The organism is Bacillus sp. FJAT-45037, assembly GCF_002797325.1.
Classification (GTDB): domain Bacteria; phylum Bacillota; class Bacilli; order Bacillales; family Bacillaceae_D; genus Alkalihalophilus.
Window position 1 is genome coordinate 2,374,959 of record NZ_KZ454938.1, and the last position, 21,376, is coordinate 2,396,334.

The 21,376-nt window shown below is 40.1% G+C and carries 21 protein-coding genes; 5 read left to right on the plus strand and 16 right to left on the minus strand.

Annotated features, from left to right (window positions below; translation table 11 throughout):
* Window positions 1-21: 21 nt before the first annotated feature.
* On the minus strand, window positions 22-1,737 hold the full coding sequence (acsA, locus tag CDZ88_RS12085) for an acetate--CoA ligase (protein WP_100373788.1): 1,716 nt from the start codon (window positions 1,735-1,737) through the stop codon (window positions 22-24).
* 222 nt (window positions 1,738-1,959) lie between these two features.
* Between acsA and CDZ88_RS12090 the strand changes: the two genes are divergently transcribed.
* From CDZ88_RS12090 to CDZ88_RS12100, 3 genes are all read left to right on the plus strand, one after another.
* The gene (locus CDZ88_RS12090) at window positions 1,960-2,592 is read left to right on the plus strand and encodes a GNAT family N-acetyltransferase (RefSeq protein ID WP_100373789.1); all 633 of its coding nucleotides are present in this window, start codon (window positions 1,960-1,962) and stop codon (window positions 2,590-2,592) included.
* Window positions 2,593-2,659: 67 nt separating this feature from the next.
* Window positions 2,660-3,307, plus strand: a complete 648-nt coding sequence (locus CDZ88_RS12095) for an acetoin utilization AcuB family protein (protein ID WP_100373790.1) — start codon at window positions 2,660-2,662, stop codon at window positions 3,305-3,307.
* Window positions 3,304-4,482: an acetoin utilization protein AcuC gene (locus tag CDZ88_RS12100; protein ID WP_100373791.1), complete on the plus strand. Its 1,179-nt coding sequence runs from the start codon at window positions 3,304-3,306 to the stop codon at window positions 4,480-4,482. The genes CDZ88_RS12095 and CDZ88_RS12100 overlap by 4 nt, the downstream gene beginning before the upstream one ends.
* Window positions 4,483-4,488: 6 nt before the next feature.
* Here the strand turns inward: CDZ88_RS12100 and CDZ88_RS12105 are convergent, their stop codons facing one another.
* The 7 genes from CDZ88_RS12105 to CDZ88_RS12135 form a co-directional block, all read right to left on the minus strand.
* On the minus strand, window positions 4,489-5,190 hold the full coding sequence (locus tag CDZ88_RS12105) for a 5'-methylthioadenosine/adenosylhomocysteine nucleosidase (RefSeq protein ID WP_100373792.1): 702 nt from the start codon (window positions 5,188-5,190) through the stop codon (window positions 4,489-4,491).
* 50 nt (window positions 5,191-5,240) lie between these two features.
* Window positions 5,241-5,999 carry a flagellar motor protein MotS gene (motS, locus tag CDZ88_RS12110; protein ID WP_100373793.1) on the minus strand — a complete coding sequence of 253 codons (759 nt, stop codon included), beginning with the start codon at window positions 5,997-5,999 and terminating at the stop codon, window positions 5,241-5,243.
* Window positions 5,989-6,789: a flagellar motor protein MotP gene (gene motP / locus CDZ88_RS12115; RefSeq protein WP_100373794.1), complete on the minus strand. Its 801-nt coding sequence runs from the start codon at window positions 6,787-6,789 to the stop codon at window positions 5,989-5,991. Before motP ends, motS begins: the two co-directional genes overlap by 11 nt.
* A gap of 34 nt (window positions 6,790-6,823) precedes the next feature.
* Window positions 6,824-7,825, minus strand: a complete 1,002-nt coding sequence (gene ccpA / locus CDZ88_RS12120; protein WP_100373795.1) for a catabolite control protein A — start codon at window positions 7,823-7,825, stop codon at window positions 6,824-6,826.
* 274 nt (window positions 7,826-8,099) lie between these two features.
* Complete coding sequence (locus tag CDZ88_RS12125; protein ID WP_100373796.1) at window positions 8,100-9,176, minus strand: bifunctional 3-deoxy-7-phosphoheptulonate synthase/chorismate mutase; 1,077 nt, start codon at window positions 9,174-9,176, stop codon at window positions 8,100-8,102.
* 228 nt (window positions 9,177-9,404) lie between these two features.
* Window positions 9,405-9,854, minus strand: a complete 450-nt coding sequence (locus CDZ88_RS12130; protein ID WP_332849231.1) for a YtxH domain-containing protein — start codon at window positions 9,852-9,854, stop codon at window positions 9,405-9,407.
* A gap of 9 nt (window positions 9,855-9,863) precedes the next feature.
* Complete coding sequence (locus CDZ88_RS12135; protein ID WP_100373798.1) at window positions 9,864-10,316, minus strand: DUF948 domain-containing protein; 453 nt, start codon at window positions 10,314-10,316, stop codon at window positions 9,864-9,866.
* A 173-nt stretch (window positions 10,317-10,489) separates the two neighbouring features.
* On the opposite strand from CDZ88_RS12135, the gene CDZ88_RS12140 reads away from it, so the two are divergent.
* The gene (locus tag CDZ88_RS12140; RefSeq protein ID WP_100373799.1) at window positions 10,490-11,605 is read left to right on the plus strand and encodes an aminopeptidase; all 1,116 of its coding nucleotides are present in this window, start codon (window positions 10,490-10,492) and stop codon (window positions 11,603-11,605) included.
* Between the two features lie 42 nt (window positions 11,606-11,647).
* On the opposite strand, the gene murC is transcribed toward CDZ88_RS12140, so the two are convergent.
* The 7 genes from murC to CDZ88_RS12175 all read right to left on the minus strand — a co-directional run bounded on the left by murC (window position 11,648) and on the right by CDZ88_RS12175 (window position 20,175).
* On the minus strand, window positions 11,648-12,946 hold the full coding sequence (murC, locus tag CDZ88_RS12145) for a UDP-N-acetylmuramate--L-alanine ligase (RefSeq protein ID WP_100373800.1): 1,299 nt from the start codon (window positions 12,944-12,946) through the stop codon (window positions 11,648-11,650).
* 219 nt (window positions 12,947-13,165) lie between these two features.
* A complete protein-coding gene (locus CDZ88_RS12150; protein ID WP_100373801.1) occupies window positions 13,166-14,263 on the minus strand; it encodes a nicotinate phosphoribosyltransferase in 1,098 nt (365 codons plus the stop codon).
* Window positions 14,264-14,394: 131 nt separating this feature from the next.
* A complete protein-coding gene (locus CDZ88_RS12155) occupies window positions 14,395-17,106 on the minus strand; it encodes a DNA translocase FtsK (RefSeq protein ID WP_100373802.1) in 2,712 nt (903 codons plus the stop codon).
* Between the two features lie 96 nt (window positions 17,107-17,202).
* Window positions 17,203-17,811 (minus strand): YtpR family tRNA-binding protein, encoded by a 609-nt coding sequence (ytpR, locus tag CDZ88_RS12160; protein ID WP_100374683.1) that lies wholly within the window; start codon window positions 17,809-17,811, stop codon window positions 17,203-17,205.
* A 63-nt stretch (window positions 17,812-17,874) separates the two neighbouring features.
* A complete protein-coding gene (locus CDZ88_RS12165; protein ID WP_100373803.1) occupies window positions 17,875-18,690 on the minus strand; it encodes a DUF1444 domain-containing protein in 816 nt (271 codons plus the stop codon).
* A gap of 132 nt (window positions 18,691-18,822) precedes the next feature.
* Window positions 18,823-19,149 carry a thioredoxin family protein gene (locus tag CDZ88_RS12170; RefSeq protein WP_100373804.1) on the minus strand — a complete coding sequence of 109 codons (327 nt, stop codon included), beginning with the start codon at window positions 19,147-19,149 and terminating at the stop codon, window positions 18,823-18,825.
* Window positions 19,150-19,164: 15 nt separating this feature from the next.
* Complete coding sequence (locus tag CDZ88_RS12175; protein ID WP_100373805.1) at window positions 19,165-20,175, minus strand: PTS sugar transporter subunit IIC; 1,011 nt, start codon at window positions 20,173-20,175, stop codon at window positions 19,165-19,167.
* A gap of 172 nt (window positions 20,176-20,347) precedes the next feature.
* On the opposite strand from CDZ88_RS12175, the gene CDZ88_RS12180 reads away from it, so the two are divergent.
* Complete coding sequence (locus CDZ88_RS12180) at window positions 20,348-20,794, plus strand: YtoQ family protein (protein WP_100373806.1); 447 nt, start codon at window positions 20,348-20,350, stop codon at window positions 20,792-20,794.
* 53 nt (window positions 20,795-20,847) lie between these two features.
* On the opposite strand, the gene CDZ88_RS12185 is transcribed toward CDZ88_RS12180, so the two are convergent.
* Complete coding sequence (locus tag CDZ88_RS12185; protein ID WP_100373807.1) at window positions 20,848-21,369, minus strand: DUF84 family protein; 522 nt, start codon at window positions 21,367-21,369, stop codon at window positions 20,848-20,850.
* Between the last annotated feature and the right edge of the window lie 7 nt (window positions 21,370-21,376).

Below are 21,376 nucleotides of genomic sequence, written 5' to 3' on the forward strand. Positions count from 1 at the left end.
AAAACAAACGATGCTTTTTTCTTAGTCTTCCATTGTTGATAAATCACCTGTTGGTAAGTCTAATTCCCATGCCTTAAGGACACGACGCATAATTTTTCCGCTACGAGTTTTCGGTAAGCTTTTGCGGAACTCAATTTCTCTTGGTGCAGCATGAGCCGCTAAGCCTTTTTTTACAAAGTTACGAATTTCTTCTTTAAGCTCATCTGTCACTTCATACCCTTCACGAAGAGCTACAAATGCTTTAATGATTTCACCACGAACCGGATCTGGCTTCCCAATGACCCCAGCCTCAGCAACGGCTGGATGCTCTACGAGTTTACTTTCTACTTCAAATGGACCTACACGCTCTCCTGATGTCATAATAACATCGTCAATACGTCCTTGGAACCAGAAGTATCCGTCTTCATCCATATAAGCCGAGTCTCCAGATATATACCAACCCTCAATCTGAAAGTAGCTCATATATTTCGGTTCATTGTTCCAAACCGCACGCATCATTGACGGCCAGCCTTTACGTATTGCTAAATTTCCCATACGGTTTGGTGGAAGTTCATTCCCTTGATCATCAATGATCGCAGCTTTCACTCCTGGAATTGGTTTCCCCATTGAACCAGGACGAATTTCCATAGAAGGGTAGTTACAAATTAATTGTGCACCCGTCTCCGTCATCCACCATGTATCATGAATACGTAGGTTGAATACTTTCATACCCCAACGAACAACCTCTGGGTTAAGTGGCTCACCTACACTTAATATATGGCGCAGCGATGAGAGATCATATTCCTTCACAAGTTCATCTCCAGCACTCATTAACATACGGAAAGCCGTAGGCGCACTATACCAAACAGAAACATTATATCGTTTTAGTGTGTCGTACCAGTCGGTCGGACTAAATCGTCCGCCACGAACAACATTCGTTACACCTGCTAGCCACGGACCAAAGATACCATAAGAAGTTCCTGTTACCCAGCCTGGATCAGCAGTGCACCAATATATATCATCTTCTTTTAAATCAAGGACCCATTTTGCCGTTTGATAATGTTGAAGCATCGCATTATGGACATGTAATACGCCTTTGGGTTTGCCTGTAGAACCAGATGTATAATGGAGAATTAGTCCATCTTCACGATCGACCCACTCAAGCTCTAATTCCTCACTTGCCTGATTTAATCTAGATAAGAAGTTCAAATAAGGGCCTTCTTCTTTAGCTTGTTCATCAATAATTAACACTTTTTCTAAGTGAGGTAAATCTTCCACAGGTACTCTCTCAAGTAGGGCAGGAGTCGTTATTAAAAACTTTGCTTCACTATCTTCTAAACGATCACGAACTGCTCCTTCCATGAAAGCTTCAAATAAAGGACCAACGATCGCTCCGACTTTAATCGTTCCTAAAATGGAGAAATAAAGCTCAGGAGAACGTGGCATGAAGATAAATACTCGGTCACCCTTCTCAACACCAGCATCTCGTAAAACATTTCCCGCTTTATTTGATTTAGCTTTTAATTCTTTGTACGTATATGATTCATCTCTAGATGTATCACTATAATAGAGAGCAACATGATCTGCTTTCTCACCCTCAGCATGCCGGTCAATAGCTTCATACGCTAAATTTATTCTCCCAGTTTGACTCCAAGTAAACTCTTTCTCAACCGAAGCCCAGTCAAAACTTTTAACTGTCTCATCGTAATTCTCTAAATTGAATAAACCTTTTTCAGATGGAAGCGCTTGCACGTTCATTTTACATCTTCCTCTCTATATATATATATGTATTTTCATCCCCATTATATTACAGACTGAAAATTTAATCAATTCAAAAATGATAGAAAAGGTAAATGTTAGGTTACTCTATCACGTACTTCAAAATTAATTTTCGGTAATTTCTGTGAACTCTCCCCCCCTTTATGACTGAATCATGTATAATGTAGTCGAATCTGCTAGGCAAAAGGTGGTTACAACAAAATGGATCATCCAAAAAAATACTATTCTATGGAACTACCCTATTCAGAAGGCACATTAATACTAGAAGGACCGATTTCACCTGAAACGCTCGCTTCTTATGACTTTCATGATGATCTCACCTCATTTAGACCTCCAGCTGAACAAAAGCAAGCTCTCATTGGTATTTCGAAGTTACCAGAAGGTCGGATTAACATTGTCAGGGAAGGTGAAATGATCGTAGGGTATGTAACCTTTGTGTACCCTGATCCCATGGAAAGATGGTCAGAAGGTAAAATGGAAAATTTAATTGAGCTCGGAGCGATTGAAGTGGCCCCAAAATACCGCGGTGCTCAAGTTGGTAAAAATCTTCTTCGTCTCTCAATGATGGATGACGCAATGGAAGATTATATCGTCATTACAACCGAATATTATTGGCATTGGGATCTGAAGGGTAGTGGGTTAGATGTTTGGCAATATAGAAAAGTGATGGAAAAAATGATGAACGCGGGCAGCTTAGAGTGGTTTGCTACTGATGACCCAGAGATTAGCTCTCACCCAGCTAACTGTTTAATGGCTCGAATAGGCAGTCGAATCGATACGGATTCCGTTCAACAGTTCGACCAGCTACGGTTCCAGAATCGCTTTATGTATTAAATCAACTAAGCGATTACATCCGAGTGAATAGTACTTACTTTATAAAGCCAAGGGAGTGATTACCACCATGATTCTCGAAGATATTATGAAACAAGATGTCATTACACTAACAAAAGATGCTCCTATTAAAAATGCGATGCTTCTATTAGATAAACATCGGATTCGTCATATTCCAATAATAGAGGAGCAGACTAATGAAATTATCGGCATTATTTCAGATCGGGATATTCGCGATGCTAGTCCGTCTATCTTCCATTCGACCGAGCATTTAGAAGATTTCTTGAAACCGGTCTCAACGATTATGCAGAAAAAAGTCATCACTGCTCATCCGCTTGATTTTGTTGAAGATGCAGCCTCGATCTTCTATGAAAATCATATTGGATGCCTACCTGTTATCGATGACAATAAATTGGTCGGTATCATAACAGAAACAGACATTCTTCATACGCTTGTAGAATTAATGGGGGCTCATCAACCTAGCTCTCATATTGAAGTCAAAGTTAAAAACGAAACAGGGATGCTCGCAAAGATTGCTAATATTTTTAAAGACTGTCGGATCAATATAACAAGTGTGCTTGTCTATCCTTACAAAAATCCAGAATTTAAAATCCTTGTTTTCAGGATCAATACAATTGATACTAGACGGGTTATTCATGAAATTGAAAAAGAAGATTATGAGGTTATTTGGCCAAAAAAACCAGGGATGTCTTTATGATGCATGACTCAATCTTTGTCTATTCGGACCAGCAGCTCGCCTATCGCTTCAGTGAAAGTCATCCATTTAACCATTTACGCCTCAAACTTACGTATGATTTATTAAAGAAGGTTGGCAGCCTTTCTGACGAACAAATCATTGAACCTCGCATGGCAACTGATGAAGAGCTCATGTTAATACATGACCCTGCGTTTGTTGATGCTGTTAAGCAAGGTGGTCGTAATGAATTATCGCCTGGCATTGCTTCAAGCTTTGGACTAGGAACCGACGATACTCCGTTATTTCCAAATATGCATGAAGCAGCTTCCCTTCTCGTCGGTGGAACCTTAACCGCTGTAGACGCTGTGATGAGTGGCAAAACGAAACACGCCCTACATTTAGGCGGTGGATTACATCACGGATTTAAAGGGAGAGCGTCGGGCTTTTGTATTTACAATGATAGTTCAATTGCCATTGAATATATGAAACAAAAGTACGGGGCTAAAGTTCTTTATATTGATACCGATGCTCATCACGGAGATGGCGTTCAATGGGCCTTTTATGATGACCCTGATGTATGCACACTTAGTATTCATGAAACAGGGCGTTATCTATTCCCTGGCACAGGCAGCGTTGGGGAAAAAGGAGCTGGCAAAGGATACGGCTTCTCTATTAATATTCCTGTTGATGCGTTTACAGAGGATGATTCCTTTCTACATGTCTATGAAACGGCTTTCAGGGAAGTTATTGAGTTCTTTAAACCAGATGTGATCCTGACACAAAACGGAGCAGATGCTCATCACTATGATCCGTTAACCCATTTATGCTCATCGATGAAGACGTATGAAGCTGTGCCTAAACTTGCTCATGAGTTAGCCCACGAATATTGTGATGGTAAATGGATTGCAGTAGGTGGTGGCGGATATGATATGTGGCGTGTCGTCCCTCGTGCTTGGGGATTGACTTGGCTTGAGATGAGTAACCAGATAGGCCTTTCAAAAGAAATGATCCCTAAAGCTTGGTTAGATCATTGGCATGCTAAAGCTGAGGAGTCACTTCCGACGACATGGCAAGATGAACCTTCAATCATTCCAACGATTCCACGAAAACTAGAAATTACAGAAAAAAATGCGAAAACACTTGAAAAAGCACTTTATCACATCCGAAATGAAATGAAAAAAACTAGAAAAGGATAGCCAATGCTATCCTTTTAATTTGCTTAATAATTGACTGACCAATACGTGCGATTGTTCACTCGCGATGTCGGTGAATTCATTAAAACTCATTGAAGCTTCTCCATTCGCTTTATCAGACATAGAGCGGACAATAACAAAAGGAACTTCATTCATAGTAGCGACCTGCGCAACCGCAGCCCCTTCCATTTCCACACATGCTCCATCAAAGTCTTCTCTTAACTGACGAACCTCATCACCATTTGCAATGAATTGATCTCCACTTAAAATTCTACCTGTAATCACTTTGCGCTTAGTTAATGCTCCAGCAGCTTCCTTTGCCAATTGAATAAGAGTAGGACATGCTTGAAAATCTGATTCCCCATCATACATTGGGATGTCGCCACGTTTGAACCCGAGTGGACTTGCATCTATATCGTGTTGTAGAGCACTTGAAGAAATCACTAAATCTCCTACTTCTAATGTTTCGTCTAACGCACCTGCCACCCCAGTAAAAATAATGTTTGAGACCTCAAAACGATCAATTAATATTTGTGTCGTCAAGGCTGCATGCACTTTCCCTACACCTGATTTACAAAGTACAATTTGGTTACCTTCCATGATGCCTTCATAAAAAGAAACCTTCGCATAGATCAGAGTGGCTGTAACTTCCATCTCCTTTAACATGCGTTCTATTTCTTCATTCATAGCACCAATTATCGCTACTTTCATTCTAATCATCCTTCTCTAAAAAAATAAGGACCCGAGAGAAAGCTCTCGGGTTAAAACGTCTCATCACTTGCATGAGTTGGATCTGAAATGACAATGACTACTCGGCGATTTAATCGCAAATTGTCCACCGTTGTATTCGGTACAACAGGACGTGTATCTCCGTATCCAGTTGCAACAAAGCGTTGTGGATCTAATTCCTTTGCGTCTATTAAATACCGAATAACACTACTCGCTCTCGCTCCAGACAATTCCCAGTTAGAAGGATATCTGAAGTTAGAGATTGGACGACTATCTGTATGCCCTTCGACTTTAACCATATTAGGAATCGTAGCTAAAAGTGTCCCTACTTTATCAAGAAAAGGCATTGCCGTATCGATCAAAACTGCTTCTGCCGTTTCAAATAGTGTCCGCTCTTGTAAAACAAGTACTACGCCTCGGTCATCACGTGTGGCTGAGATTAGTTCATTTAGATCATTTTCTACAAGGAAATCTTGTACTTCTATTAGCAATTCATCCATGTCATACTCTTGTGCGTCAGACTCGCTTTCATCATAACTTCCATCCTCATATGGGTTGGGAAATTCTTCGCCAATTTGCTCTGATGGATTTTCGAGATCAATGACAGATGGAAAGAATTCAAACACTTGCCGTTGTTGAAATGAATCCGCAATGGCTCTGAACTTCTGTGCATCAACAACAGACATAGAAAAAAGTAAGATAAAGAAAACGAGGATGAGTGTCATCATATCAGAGAACGTAACCATCCATTTAGGGGCACCCTTCTCCTCTTGACGTTTCCTACGCCTCATCATCTTGATCACCTGACTCTTTAGTCTTTGTATTTTTACGCATGAAAGCACTTAACTTCTCTTGTAAAATTTTAGGGTTTTGGCCAGATTGCACACCAATAACTCCCTCAATAATAATTTGTTTAACGAAGACTTCCTCATCCGTTTTGTTGGCTAGTTTTGTCGCCATAGGTAAGAAGATTAAGTTCGCTAAAACCGTACCGTATAAAGTAGTTAGGAGTGCAACCGCCATATTAGGTCCTAAAGTGGTAGGATCATTTAGATTTTGAAGCATGAGTACCAAACCTATTAATGTACCAATCATTCCCCAAGCTGGTGCATATTCGCCAGCTTTTTCTATAATAGCGCGCCCTTTGCGATGACGTTCTTCCATCGCTACAACTTCAGCCATCATAATATCTTTTATGACGTCTGGCTCAATGCCATCAACTGCGAGTAGTACACCTTTTTTTATGAAGGGATCCTTTACTTCCTCTAATCCAACTTCTAGGGCTAATAGGCCCTCTCTTCGTGCTTTTCCTGACAAATCAATAAATGTGTCAATTAAGCCTTCTAAATCGTGATCTTGCGTTTGAACTGACTCTTTCAATACTTTAGGTACAGTTTTTAACTCTGAAAATGAAAAAGTAATGATAAGTGCAGCAATTAGTCCCCCAAAGACGATCAGAACCGAAGCGATCTGAATGAAGAAAACAAGCCCTGATGGCCCTGAATTCGAGAATACGGCCAATAGAAGTACGGTGATGCCTAGGAACACTCCTATTGGCATTAAAATATCAAATTTTTTCATGGTCCTCTCCCTGCTCAGTCATTTCTTTATTGATTTATGACTTTGTTGAATCTCTAAATTCAATGCGGTGCGGCAGAACGACGATATGATTATCTACTTCTTCTTTGTTCATGTATTTCGTAAGTAAGCGCATCGAGACAGCCCCAATATCATACATTGGCTGAACAACTGTTGATAACGTAGGACGAACCATTGTAGCAAGTCTTGTGTTATCGAACCCTAGAACTTCAAAGTCATCTGGGATGCTATAACCCTTGTCTTGCCCTCCATGAATGACACCTAAAGCCATTTCGTCAGTAGAAGCAAATATCGCTGTTAGCTTGTCCTCAAAGCTTAAGAACGTATCCATCGCTTCAATGCCGGAATCATACGTATAATCACCGATAACGACAAACTCTTCGTTAAATGGAAGGTTAGAGTCTTCAAGCGCTTCACGGTAACCAGCAAACTTCTGATACCCGTTAACAGGATCATCAAGTGTACCTGATACCATTCCGATGCGCTCATGCCCTTCGCTAATCAAGTGTTTAATGGCATCATACACCGCTTGTTTGTAATCGATATTCACAGATGGAATTTCTAGGTTCGTATCTAGAGTTGCTGCTAAAACTACAGGTACTGGCGAACGTTTAAATTGATCCGCATGCTCTTCTGTAATCTGTCCACCCATAAAGACGATTCCATCCACTTGCTTCTCAAGCAATGTGTTGATCAAGTGGATTTCCTTCTCTTTATTTTGATCAGAGTTACATAGAATAATGTTGTACTTGTACATAGTTGCAATGTCTTCGATCCCACGAGCAAGTTCAGCAAAGAAAATACTAGAGATATCAGGAATGATAACCCCTACCGTTGTTGTTTTTTTACTTGCAAGTCCTCTAGCTACAGCATTAGGACGGTATCCAAGACGCTCAATCGCCTCTAGAACTTTCTTTCTTGTTGCTGGCTTCACATTCGGATTGCCGTTGACGACACGGGAAACGGTCGCCATAGAGACACCAGCCTCTCTTGCTACATCATAAATCGTCGTATTCAATGTAATCCTCCTCTATCATATTAACGCATTAATCACGTATTCAATGTATTGTTATCATACGATACTATGATGAGGTCCGCAATGTCTTTACATTACTTATATCGACACTCTTAGAAAATAATTGACAGTATTGTGTAAAGTTTTACGTATTTTTTGAACTGAACGAATTTACACACTCTCTGATCGTATGAATCAATTATGTATAGGATGCGCTATTTTCTTCTAAGTTAAAAGCCAACCTCTCTTATTTCATAAGAAAGGTTGGCTCTTTTACTTATTTCTTATATAAACCTGATGCTAATAGTTCATCAATGAATTCATTGAATTGTGGAATGTCCATTTGTTGAGCTGAATCAGATAAAGCAACGGCCGGGTCAGGGTGAACCTCTGCCATGACAGCATCGGCACCAATAGCAAATGCTGCTTTAGCCGTCGGAAGTAACAAGTCACGTCTTCCTGTCGAGTGAGTCACATCTACTAAGACTGGTAAATGTGTTTCTTGTTTTAGAATCGGAACAGCTGATATGTCTAATGTGTTACGTGTTGCTTTCTCGTATGTGCGAATTCCTCGCTCACAAAGCATAATTTGTCCATTTCCTTTAGATACAACGTACTCCGCTGCATGAATGAATTCAGAAATGGTCGCAGATAAACCTCTCTTTAAAAGAACTGGTCGATCCACTGAACCTGCTGCTTTTAATAATTCAAAGTTATGCATGTTTCGTGCACCGATTTGAATGACGTCAACATAGTCAAGAGCAGTTTCAATATCTTGTGGACTAACGATTTCACTAATAACAGCCATATCTAATTCGTCTGCTACTTGTTTTAGTATTTTCAGACCTTCTAGTCCTAGCCCTTGGAAATCATAAGGGGAGGTTCTCGGCTTATATGCTCCACCACGAAGTAATTTTAAGCCTCGTTCTTTCATTGCTTTGGCAACAGCTAACACTTGATCATAGCTCTCTACCGCACAAGGACCCATAATTAAACGTTGTTGACCATCTCCAACTAATTCACCACGTAAATCAATGACCGTATTTTCTGGTTGCTTTTTACGTGATACAAGCAAGGCTTTACTATTATCCTCTTCTTGCAGTTCAAGACTTGCTTTGAAGATTTGCTTGAATAGATGTTGTAAGGTAGATGTTTCAAATGGTCCTTTATTATTTTCAGCAATATGATCTAACATACTACGCTCTCTCACAGGATCGAAACGATTAACCCCTTGCTTACCTTTAACCTTTCCAACCTCTTGTACGAGTCGTGCACGTTCATTAATTAATTCAAGAAGCTTCAGATTCACCTCGTCTAATTCTGATCTCAACGTATCTACTTGTTCGTTACTCATGTTACACTCCACTCCTCTTCTCTTTAGCTTCATTCTTGATTAGCATTTATTATAAAGGATAATTAACTGAATGTCACGAATTTTTTCTTTATTAATTAAACGCTTTTAAGCGCTAAAGTGAATGACCTATTAATTGTGTTTCATCTTACTATATTTATTGATTGAGATCCAATAAAAAAGGTAGGGGGTCGAATTCTCGAACCCACTACCTTTTTACAAAACATGCAATTAGTTTTTGCTTTGAGCCGCTTCTTTTTCTTCTTCGAGCTTGTTTTGAATGTCATCTACTTCATTCTTAACATTCTCAGCAATGGCTTCTCCTGAGTCTTTTAAATCACCTGAAAGATCTTCTGCTAGTTCCTCTGCAGAATTCTTAACATCTTCTGCCTTGGCTTGAACAGAGTTAGACACTTCTTTAACTTTCTCTGTTACTTGAGCCGACTGATCAGACACAACCTTAGCGATGTTATTAGATTTTTCTTTCGCTAACGTTGCCCACTCATTACCCTTCTCATAGGCAGTTGTTGTTAGCTTATTCGTTCTTTCACGAGCAATAAGTGCTTGCTCATTAATATCATCTCGTAACTGTCTTCCGGACTTAGGAGCTAACAATAATGCCGTCGACGCTCCAACAATTCCTCCAACAAGTGATCCAATAATGAAATCTTTCGTGTTCATTTCCCCCACTTAAATCTCCTCCTTATGTAATGTAGTTGATTGGTTTTGCTTTTCTTTACGAGCTTTGAACTTTGTATAAAAGTCAATCGCGACATTCCCCCACTGAACAGCTTGAGCAATCTGATCGGATTGCTTCACTGCTTGGGTTGATACAGTATCAGAAACGTGTCGGATTGAACGATTAACTTGCTGAACTGAGTCTCCCAAATCCTTAACAGAAGAGAAAACAGTATTTAACGACTGTGTTTTCTGATTAATATCATCTGCTAAAAGATTCGTCTTGTTCAAAAGTAGCTCTGTTTCACGGGTGATTCCATTCACCTGTTTCTCAAGTCCCGCCATTGTGTTTGCCACATGATCGAGTGTTCGATTGGCAGACTTTAGTGTAAGGACAAGATAACCGACTAATACGGCAAAAGCAATTGCTACGATAATAGCGCTAATATAAAGTAAGCTTTCCATCTGTTTGCTTCCACCTCCTTGTTCAATCTATTACCCTAATTCTCGCCAAATTAAACGTCGAATACTATATATATTCGTTAAAAATGTGAAAATCCCTTCTTAATCTTTCGAGTTACTATTAAGTTTTCTTGTAATCGTATACAATAGAGAAGGTATGAAAAGGAGGAATTATTATGAGAGACCCACGTATAACAACTTTAGCAAAGAACCTAATTCAATATTCCGTAGACCTACAAAAAGGTGAAAAGGTACTAATCGAGAACTTCGGCCTTCAACGAGAGCTCGTCACAGCCCTTGTTAAAGAAGCCTATAACGTAGGTGCCCTACCTTTTGTCTTATTAAAAGACCACCAAGTGGATCGTTCCGTATTATTTGGAGCATCTGAAGAACAACTTAATATGATGGCCTCATTCGAAGCACAAGTGATGAGCGAAATGGACGCATACATCGGCCTTCGCGCAGGAGATAATATTTCTGAACTTTCTGATGTCCCAAGTGACAAAATAGCTTTACATGGTAAAACGGTCGGGACGAAAGTACACCGTGAAATCCGTGTACCGAAAACTCGTTGGGTTGTGCTACGTTATCCAAGTTCATCCATGGCCCAATTAGCTAATACGAGTACAGAAGCATTCGAAGATTTCTACTTCAATGTTTGTAATCTGGATTACAGTAAAATGGATACTGCCATGGATTCGTTAGTCGATCTTTTTGACCGAACGGACCGTGTACATATTACAGGACCAGGAACCGACTTAACATTTTCTGTAAAAGATGTTCCTGCGATCAAGTGTGCTGGTAAAATGAATATTCCAGATGGCGAAGTCTACACAGCTCCTGTTCGCGATTCGATTAACGGAACATTGAGCTACAATACACCATCTCCATATCAAGGGTTCACATTCGAGTCGATCCAATTCACGTTTGAAAATGGAAAGATTGTTAAAGCTACCGCAAATGACACAGATCGTATCAATACGATTCTTGATTCAGATGAGGGTGCTCGCTACATTGGAGAATTTGCAATCGGAGTCAACCCATATATTCAACATCCAATGAAAGATATTTTATTTGATGAGAAGATTGATGGTAGCTTCCATTTTACGCCAGGTCAATGTTACGAGGAAGCATCAAATGGAAATCAATCATCGATTCATTGGGATATTGTGAATATTCAACGTCCTGAGTATGGTGGGGGAGAAATCTATTTTGACGATGTCCTCATTCGTAAAGATGGTCGTTTCGTCATCCCAGAGCTCGAGTGCCTTAACCCAGAAAATCTAAAATAAGCAAAAAGAGGAATGGCTCAAAATTGCCACTCCTCTTTTTTATTAATTTAATGCCTCTTCATATGCTTGTTGGAATTTCTGGATATCTCCAGCTCCCATAAATAGAAGAGTACTATTTTGATGTTCTTTTAACCGAGCGATTTCTTCTTCTGTAATAAGCTCTGCATTTGGAATCAAATCTTGCAGATCTTTAATCGTTAATGATCCTGCCTGCTCACGAGCTGATCCAAAGATATCACATAGGTACACATGATCTGCTAGTTTTAAGGCTTCCGCAAATTCATTTAAGAACGTCTTTGTTCTCGTGAATGTATGTGGTTGGAAAATCGCGACAATTTCATGACTCTCATACTTTTGTTTCGCCGAATCAACTGTTGCTGCAATTTCAGTTGGATGATGAGCGTAGTCATCAATTAAAACTTGCGTCCCCATCCTTTTTTCTGTAAAACGTCTCTTTACGCCTTGGAACGTCTTCAAGTGCTCAGCAAGCACCTCAGCTGGAACATTTTCATAATGACATAAAGCAATGACAGCTAACGCATTTAAAACATTATGATTGCCGTATCCTGGAATCGTAAATGTACCATATAAGTTATTACGTACATAAACGTCAAATGTTGTACCTTCGCTCGTTACTTGTACACTACGTGCTTGGAAATCATTTTGTTCACTAAATCCGTAAAAGACAACAGGAACATTGGCATGAATTCCTTGCAGATGTTGATCATCTCCACAGGCAACGATCGCTTTTTTTACTTGCATGGCCATTTGGCTAAATGCATGGAATACATCGTCTACATCTTTAAAATAATCCGGATGATCAAAGTCAATATTAGTCATGATGCAATAATCAGGCGTGTAGTTAAGGAAGTGACGTCGATATTCACAAGCTTCAAATACAAAGTACTTGGAGTCTTCTTCGCCTTTTCCTGTACCGTCCCCAATTAAAAACGAGGTTGGGTAGGCAGAACCTAACACATGAGACAACAACCCTGTTGTTGATGTTTTTCCGTGACAACCTGTAACAGCTACGCTTGTAAAATTATGAATAAACTCACCTAAAAAGCGGGGATATTGTTGCATAGGAATTCCTAGCTCTTTTGCACGAGCCACTTCCTCATGATCTTCACCGTAAGCCGCAGAAACAATAACCTGTTGACCTTCGCCAATATTTTCTTTATTAAAGGGTAGTAATGGAATTCCTTTTTTCTCTAATGGTCTTTGCGTAAAGAATTGTTTCTCAACATCTGAACCTTGCACATCTTTATTCATGTCATGTAGAATTTGTGCTAATGCACTCATTCCTGATCCTTTTATTCCTATAAAATGATATTTCGTCATAGTTGGACCTCCAAATTCCTTATGGTTTCAAACGCGTCCAAGTTATTTATATGTTGGAATGAGTTATGTAAATCACCATTTTTTTATCAGGCCAAATTGATTCCCGTATTGATTATAGCAGAAAATAAATCAATCACCAATTCGACTTGTTCCACAGTACTTTGTACTCATTTATTTTGTTCGAAAATGGATCAGCTCCATGATTGTGTCCAAAAACCGTCAATCGACACGTACTAACTTAGGATTTTCACGATACCATCTTCCAGCCTTCGCTTCATGTTCCCCATTTAATAAGACATTATCTCCAGTAAATCCAATCTGAATCTTAAGTAGGCTACCGCCGACACCATAGATATCAATAGGCACACCTTGTTTTTCATAGGACTCAATACGATCTGCAGTAAACCCACCTGTAGCAATGATCTTCACATGATGAAACCCTCCATCATCAAGAGCTTTTCGTAAGGCGAAGAACAAAACTGGGTTTGCTCCTCTTGGGTCAAAAGCGCCCATTACTTCGGGGTTTCGACAGAAGTACTGATCAACCATTGTTCGAGAAGTGTCAACACGAACCCCTTTTAGTTCTTCTCTAAATGCGTGTGCCACTTTTAACGAGTCCGTTATGACATCATTGTTATAGTCAACCAAAGTCATTAGATCATCTTCAGGAAACTCTTCTCTATATACTCTAGTTGCTTCTACAACATCCCCACGGAAAAGTTGAATCAGTGCATGAGGCATCGTGCCCATCCCTTGCTTCCCCCACCATTCATTCATCGCATGGGTCGCTTGAGCTTGTGAACCACCAATATATGCTGCGTATCCATCTCCAGCTTGTTGAGTGAAATGATCGTCTCGGTCTCCCATAAAGATCACCGGTTTTTGAACGCCAGAATACCTCGCTGCTTTTACGACATTATATACATTAGTTGCGACAGACGTTCTTCTTGAAAAGATACCATCAATGATTCCTTCTAAGAAGCCAAAATCTTGGTATCGTCCCGTGATCGTTAAGACCGATTCAAAAGGAGTAATTTTGTCGCCATCTTTTAATGAATGAATGTCTAATTGATCGCCATTTTTAGCAAAGGTCTGAATGAGGGCAATCACTTCGTCTGTTCCACAAAGGATTGCATGCTCTTTCTGAAAAAATTGCATCGTAATAATATTATCCGCATGGTGTTTATTTATGATCTCTCGAGTTTTTAAGAAATAAACGGCCGAAAACCAACCTTCTTGTATTCGATCATCAAATTTAAACGTTTGATTCGTTAGACGCTTAATCTTACCCTGCATCTTTAACTCAATTTCTTTCATATCCCCTTATACTCCTTGTACCCATCTAGTCATGTAAAGTACTCTCTATTTATCTAGTAAACGCTTATCGTACTTATCATATAAAACCTTTATGATGAAAACAAGGTAAAGATAAAGTCAGCAGCCCCTGACTACTTTGCAGGATAGAGCAGCTGCTCTAGTTCGATTTCATCCACTAAGACATGTCTCGGCTTGCTACCCATCGCCTCTGAGATCACTCCCATATCTTCCATCATATCAATCATTCTAGCTGCACGGTTATAACCGACTCTAAAGCGACGCTGAATACTTGATGCCGATGCGCCACCTTGTTGAATGACGTAATAACAAGCCTCTTCTAGCAAATCATCGTCTTGGTCTGCATGACTTTGCATTTTTTGCAATTGTTCTGGAGCAAACAAGTATTCAGGCTCTCTTTGCTTTTTCACAAAGGCAAGAACATCTTCTATTTCTTCGTCTGAGACGAATGTTCCTTGCACACGCACAGGCTTCGGTGCACCGTTTTCATGGAATAACATATCTCCTCGTCCAAGCAGCCGCTCCGCACCACTCATATCTAAAATCGTTCTAGAGTCTGTTTGTGAAGAGACAGAAAAAGCAATACGCGTTGGAATATTTGCCTTAATAAGACCAGTAATCACATCTACAGAAGGTCTCTGTGTGGCTAGCAACAAATGAATACCACACGCTCTAGCTTTTTGAGCTATGCGACAGATGGAGTCCTCAACGTCTTGAGGAGAGACCATCATTAAGTCAGCTAATTCATCAATAACGACTAACAAATAAGGCAGAGCTGGTTTTTCTTTCGACTCTGAGTATAACTCGTTGTAACGTGCGACATCCCGCACTCCTTGTTGACTAAAAAGCTCATAACGTCTTTCCATTTCAGCGACAACCCACTTCAAAGCTGCTGTTGCTTGCTTTGCATCTGTAATTACTGGTGTAACAAGATGAGGTAATTTATTATAAGGTGCTAATTCAACCATTTTTGGATCAATTAGTAATAGCTTCACCTCATCAGGATTCGCTTTGTACAACAGACTTATTAAAACGGAGTTAATGCAGACACTTTTTCCAGACCCTGTCGCACCAGCGACCAGTCCATGCGGCATCTTCCTCAAATCCGTCACAATCGGCTGACCTGAAATATCAAGCCCAAGCGCAACCGTTAATGGTGAATCCGGTTTTGTAAACACGTCACGACGTAAGATTTCACGTAAGAATACGGGCTTAGACACTCGATTCGGCACTTCAATTCCGATCGTGTTCTTTCCTGGTATCGGAGCTTCGATACGGATATCTTTCGCGGCAAGCGCTAATTTTATATCATCCGTTAAGCTTGTCACCTTGTTCACCTTCACCCCACGAGCAGGATGAATTTCATACCTTGTAACAGAAGGTCCTTTGGTTACATTCACAACTTTTGCATCAACATTAAAGCTTAGTAGCGTTTCCTCTAAAATCTCTGCTTGTTCCTTCAACCATTCCCCATCTTGGTCTTCTTGGTGCTCAGGATATTTAAGCAATTGAATACTAGGATGCTGATACTCTGAATGGACGGAAACTTGTTGAGGTTGCACCTTTTTTTGTTTTCGATCCTGTGGCAACATCATCACATTAAATGGAATTTCTTCTTTCTTTTCTTTTGTTGATGGTTGTTTAGGCGTATTTTCAACTACTCGGTTAGGTGACGATGATTTCGTTATGATCGCTTTCGGCTGTTCTTTCCCTGTGACAGCTTCCATAGCCCGGTCATTCTCACCGACTACAGTCTTGACCTCAGTTAGAGTTGGTTCTGTTAGTATTTCTTCTGTTCTCGTATCATCAGAGATGGAAGGTTCAGCCACTATCACCTCGGGATCAAATGGTGACTCTTCTATTTTCTTTTCCTGTTCTTTTACTTGTTCTTCTAACACCAATCCGTCTTCAAAAGGTATTGGTTTCTCTATGTCTTCTTTGATTACCTGAACAACTTCCCGTTCATCACTCTCTACTACAACATCTGTGTCACGTTCTATAGTAAATTCAGTGACTTGATATGTAGCTTCTTTTGCGTTTTGTTCATTTATAAGCTCAATTTTTTCCTGGCTGTTTTCTAGTTCAGGAGTGATATCTATCGGTTGCTTTTCTTCTGATATTTCTGTCACAGCTTTTGGTAGTTTTTCAATTTCGGTCGTAGCTGAGATTTGAGTATTACGGATATTCTCTTGCCTTAAATACGTTTCAAGCTGCTTTTCCATTGTAACGCTTTCTCGCTTTGACTCGACAATTTTTTCATGTCCTGGTAACGAAGAGGGTAAGGATTCATCTTCAGACATAATATACTTTCTTTCTTTAAAGCCATAGACCGGAGAAGGGATAAATGTCGGCTTAAATTCCTTTCTTTCTCGCACGACTTTAACCGCCTTTTCTTTAAGCTTTTTATCGACCGGAGGCTCTACCGGGGTCTCTACTACTCTTTTACTTCGCTCCTCACTTTGCCTATCAATCGGCCTCTTTCTGCGCTCTGATGAATGATCTCTCGATTCCAACTCACCTTCTTCCTCTTGTCTAAAAGAAGGACGACTTTGTTCTGTTTGTTCTGTTCGTTCTTTGCTCTCATCATCAATCATTGGAAACTTAAACTTACCTGGCTTAGGGTATTGATAGACCATTCGCGGCTCACTATTTCGTCCATCTGCTTCTATATATCCTATATTCCTCTTTCTATTTCCTTGGCTACTCTTTTTAGGCGATTTATTTTCTTCTTGCTCTTTCTCCAAATGCTTCTCCTGATTCTCGGTTTCGCTTTCCCCGAAAAAAGCTCCTTGGATTCGTTTCATCCATTGCTTCAATGTACTCATGCTCCTCACTTCTTTCTATTTAACAAACAAAAATTCTCATAATATGAGTAGAAAGAACCACTAGTAAGATCTAGTGGTTCCCTCGTGTGAATCGTCCTAACTTAAAGGAAAGGCGGATCCAACTTCATATGTGTCTTCTAGGACAAGAATACCTTTTTCAGTTGGCGCATCTTGTAGTGCTAGTTCTTTAGCTGAACAAATCATGCCATATGATTCAACTCCACGTAATACTGCCTCTTTAATCACTAGGCCACTCGGCATCACAGCACCTACTTTAGCGACTACGACTTTTTGCCCCTGCTCAACATTGGGAGCACCGCAAACGATCTGTAGACGCTCTTCTCCTACTTTCACACGACAAATATTCAACTTGTCTGCATTAGGATGCTTCACTTTTTCTTGCACATATCCCACCACAAACGTAGCTTCACTTTTTAAAGAAATATCTAAATTGAAGTCATTTTCATCAAATGCCTTCTTAATAAGTGTTTTCACATCTTCAGTCATCTCAACAGCACCATTGTCTGTAATATGACCATATTTAGAGGCTGCGAATAAATTATAGCCTAAGGTTTCACCAGACTCTTTATCATATACTCGAACAAGGTCACCCTTTTTTTCAAAGGTACGATTTTCAAGTTCCCCATCTTGGATCACCATCATTAACGTATCTCCAACACCTTCAAGATTATAAAATATATTCATCATCAACAGTACTCCTTATCCAGTAACATCAACTTCTACTCACTTATTCTTATTGTAACACAATCACTCTTTTGGGGAATGTCGTTGTTTAGGTTTTTTCTGCGCTAAGATGAAAGTTGGCTCTAATTCTCCATTTTCATACATAAACGGCAGCGCGGTTACCGGCACTCGACCTTCACCAAAAAATTGTAGAGCGATTTGAGCAAGAACGTCATAGCCCGTATCATTTTGAAGATCCGCAATGATTAAGACGTCTTGGTGAGGTATCGCTACAGCTAATTGCCCTGTCGCTTTTTTAGCCATGTTCTCGAGCAACGACGGATCAAGTACACGACTAGCATCGTAGCCATCTTTAGCACGTAGGAAGTAAAATGTATTTCCTGCCACGACGTCTTCATTCATTGGTTGGGGTAATGAACGGAGATTAAACCGTGAGATTTCTTGAATCTTTTGCGCTGATAAATTCGATTCTTTGACCATTTCATCATCAATTAATGTATAAGCTTCTCCCAAATCTACTGCATAGTAGACACGAGTCTCCGCTGTGTGTTCTTCATACAGTAAACCAACTCCATCCTTTGTCTCAGACGGAAAGGATGTTGATCGTATAACCGGGAAGATCTTCTGCTCATTCCCGAGCAACGAAGGCCGTTCTTTCATGGAAGAAATCCCTACCTCGACATAACGAATAACTTCTTCAATTGACTCATACTCTTCGCGCTCCCATTTGGCTAAGAGTGGTTTTAATGCTAAACTCACACCTTTATTTGTTTTACGATCCGCAATTCGTAACGTTGATTCTTTATGATTATATGTAATGCTGCGATCATCACGTTCTAATTTATTTTCTAGCATTTTTCTAAATTCACGAAGTTCCATCTTATGCACTCTCCTTCATAGATAACAGTGTACCATTTTCATTATGAGTGATCCAATAATAGAAAACCAGTGAGAATAATAACCGTTCATAAGAAAAAGTGCCCATTAATATGAGCACCTTCTTTGAATATGTTAAAAACTTTTTGCTTCAGCTCGCGTTAAGAATTCCACGATTTCATCTTCTGTTTTACGGTCTTTGCTGACAAACCGATCAACTTCTTTACCATTTGCAAAGACGAGAAAGCTTGGGATGCCCATAACCATATGCTCTTGGCAAACCTCAATAAATTCATCGCGGTCAACATAATAGAATGAAAAGGAAGGGAAGTCCGCTTCAATTCTAGGTAAGATTGGTTCAATGACGCGGCAGTCAGGGCACCAATCAGCTGAAAACATAAACACAACTGTCTCTGTTTCTGCTAGCTTTTTAAACTGTTCAACGCTTTTAAGTTTTTCCATTGATTATCGTCTCCTCTATGATTGTTCGATTTTCATCTCTCCTATTTTAATATATCCTGCTCTTCGCATCCATTCTGAAATACTTAAACTAATCATTGCAGGTAAGATAAAGTACAACAAAGCAACAGAAATTGCGACGTCAAAAGTAAACCCCATGTCGGTAAATGTCATCATAGGCCCGACTAGTCCACTTGTTCCCATACCTGCTCCAGCTGGATTGTTTGTCATACCAAAGATGGTTGTCGCAAACGGCGCCAAAATAGCTCCAGCAACTGTAGGAGGAATGAGAATTAAAGGTCGGCGCACAATATTGGCTACTTGCAACATCGAAGTACCTAATCCTAACGCAATAAGCCCTGACCAACCATTTTCACGGTAGCTACTAACCGCAAATCCTACCATCTGTGCGGCACAACCAACCGTTGCTGCTCCCGCTGCGATCCCTTCTAGGCCTAGCATAATAGCTAGGGCTGCACTAGAAATAGGTGCTGTTAACGCAAGTCCCATAATAACCGCGATCATTATTCCCATTAAAATTGGTTGTTGCTCAGTTGCCCACATAATTAAGCTACCTAATTGCGTCATTCCTGCATCAATTCCTGGACCAATAAGGGTAGCAACAAGAAAACCAGATAAGATCGTGACGAGTGGTGTCACAATGATATCGATTTTAGTTTCTCCTGAGACGGCCTTTCCAAACTCGGTCGCAATAACAGCCGCGACAAAGCTACCTGCCGGCCCCCCTAATTGAAAGCCGGCTGCCCCACTTATAATGGCCGCAAACAACACAAGTCGGGGAGCTTTTAATCCAAAGGCTACCGCCACCCCGATCGCCGGTCCAGTGAGACTCATTGCAAGTGCACCTACTTCTTCAAGGAAACCAATACCCGTCTGCTCACCTAATGTTCGAATGATAAGTCCAATAATTAGCGATGCAAATAACCCTAATGCCATATGACTTAATCCTGTGATAACATAGGTTTTCCAGCTTATATCTATTTCTTTTCTTTTTAAAAATTCTTTCATTAGAACATCTCCTAGTACGTGTCAGTCTATGAAACCACTTTAATCATACACAGCATCTTTACATGTGACAAGACACTTTTTTTGAAAGAATATACTCACGGCCTTATTATTCGTTTCCAAACGTTTCATGCTTTATAATAGAAGGGAAGAAATAAGCAAGGGAGAGATGGACATGGAATTGACTGTTTACTTAGCTGGAGAAATCCATAGTACATGGAGAAAAGAATTAAAAGATCAAGCAAAAGAAATGAACTTACCGATTCACTTTTCAGGTCCAATGGAAAACCATGATCGCTCAGATGACATTGGTGAGGCGATTTTAGGTACGCAACCAACTAAGGTATTAAAAGATGAAGCAGCTTCTAGTTTTAATAATTTACGTACACAGATTTTGCTTCAAAAATCAGACGTAGTCATTGCATTATTCGGTGAAAACTACAAGCAATGGAATAGTGCGATGGATGCAGCAACCGCTCTTGCACTAAACAAGCCATTAATTCTCATCCGTCCTGAACAATTGCATCACCCATTAAAAGAACTTGCCAACAAAGCACAAGTCGTCGTTGAAACAAAAGAACAAGCATTACAAGCACTTGCCTATGTATTTGAAGACGAATAATTAATTTTAAAGACGAAGGAGATCAACTATTTGGTTGACCTCCTTCGTCTATTTCAATGTTTAAAGTGTTGACAAGCATACTCATATTGACCATAAAGAATCTGCACGATATGACTAAACATCGCTTTTCTCGTCAGTCTTTCTGCTGTAAAGATGCCAATAGCACCTTCTTTTTTGCGAATATCCCGATTTTCTGTTAACCGAGCCATCACATCACCAAGTTCGTGTCCAAGTTTCAAATCCTTTTCTACATCAACTGGTAGAGGGATTTTTGCCCCGCTTGCAACAAAAATTTGGTCGGTATCACTAACTAGAGCTCCCCAATTACAAAGCATCAACCCTGCAGAAGTTTGTACGACCCCACCTTCAAGTCCAAAGGCGATATTTGCATTCGTCACAGAAAGCGTGTGTTTTGCCCGGTTCATAGCTCCTTCCATCGTCTCTTCCTCTGAAAATGGTTGGCTTGCTACTCCAGATGGCGCATCCACACTAATGAATTCATAAGGCTCACGGATCAAGGTGTCGATCACCGCGTGTACCTTTGCTGGATTCTTTGTTCCAATCCCTATAATCATACAACTA

Bases quoted from the DNA above. Each gene is read 5' to 3' on its own strand.
- acsA (WP_100373788.1), bottom strand. From the start codon at position 1,737: ATGAACGTGCAAGCGCTTCCATCTGAAAAAGGTTTATTCAATTTAGAG.
- CDZ88_RS12090 (WP_100373789.1), top strand. From the start codon at position 1,960: ATGGATCATCCAAAAAAATACTATTCTATGGAACTACCCTATTCAGAA.
- CDZ88_RS12095 (WP_100373790.1), top strand. From the start codon at position 2,660: ATGATTCTCGAAGATATTATGAAACAAGATGTCATTACACTAACAAAA.
- CDZ88_RS12100 (WP_100373791.1), top strand. From the start codon at position 3,304: ATGATGCATGACTCAATCTTTGTCTATTCGGACCAGCAGCTCGCCTAT.
- CDZ88_RS12105 (WP_100373792.1), bottom strand. From the start codon at position 5,190: ATGAAAGTAGCGATAATTGGTGCTATGAATGAAGAAATAGAACGCATG.
- motS (WP_100373793.1), bottom strand. From the start codon at position 5,999: ATGAGGCGTAGGAAACGTCAAGAGGAGAAGGGTGCCCCTAAATGGATG.
- motP (WP_100373794.1), bottom strand. From the start codon at position 6,789: ATGAAAAAATTTGATATTTTAATGCCAATAGGAGTGTTCCTAGGCATC.
- CDZ88_RS12125 (WP_100373796.1), bottom strand. From the start codon at position 9,176: ATGAGTAACGAACAAGTAGATACGTTGAGATCAGAATTAGACGAGGTG.
- CDZ88_RS12130 (WP_332849231.1), bottom strand. From the start codon at position 9,854: ATGAACACGAAAGATTTCATTATTGGATCACTTGTTGGAGGAATTGTT.
- CDZ88_RS12135 (WP_100373798.1), bottom strand. From the start codon at position 10,316: ATGGAAAGCTTACTTTATATTAGCGCTATTATCGTAGCAATTGCTTTT.
- CDZ88_RS12140 (WP_100373799.1), top strand. From the start codon at position 10,490: ATGAGAGACCCACGTATAACAACTTTAGCAAAGAACCTAATTCAATAT.
- murC (WP_100373800.1), bottom strand. From the start codon at position 12,946: ATGACGAAATATCATTTTATAGGAATAAAAGGATCAGGAATGAGTGCA.
- CDZ88_RS12150 (WP_100373801.1), bottom strand. From the start codon at position 14,263: ATGAAAGAAATTGAGTTAAAGATGCAGGGTAAGATTAAGCGTCTAACG.
- CDZ88_RS12155 (WP_100373802.1), bottom strand. From the start codon at position 17,106: ATGAGTACATTGAAGCAATGGATGAAACGAATCCAAGGAGCTTTTTTC.
- ytpR (WP_100374683.1), bottom strand. From the start codon at position 17,811: ATGAATATATTTTATAATCTTGAAGGTGTTGGAGATACGTTAATGATG.
- CDZ88_RS12165 (WP_100373803.1), bottom strand. From the start codon at position 18,690: ATGGAACTTCGTGAATTTAGAAAAATGCTAGAAAATAAATTAGAACGT.
- CDZ88_RS12170 (WP_100373804.1), bottom strand. From the start codon at position 19,149: ATGGAAAAACTTAAAAGCGTTGAACAGTTTAAAAAGCTAGCAGAAACA.
- CDZ88_RS12175 (WP_100373805.1), bottom strand. From the start codon at position 20,175: ATGAAAGAATTTTTAAAAAGAAAAGAAATAGATATAAGCTGGAAAACC.
- CDZ88_RS12180 (WP_100373806.1), top strand. From the start codon at position 20,348: ATGGAATTGACTGTTTACTTAGCTGGAGAAATCCATAGTACATGGAGA.
- CDZ88_RS12185 (WP_100373807.1), bottom strand. From the start codon at position 21,369: ATGATTATAGGGATTGGAACAAAGAATCCAGCAAAGGTACACGCGGTG.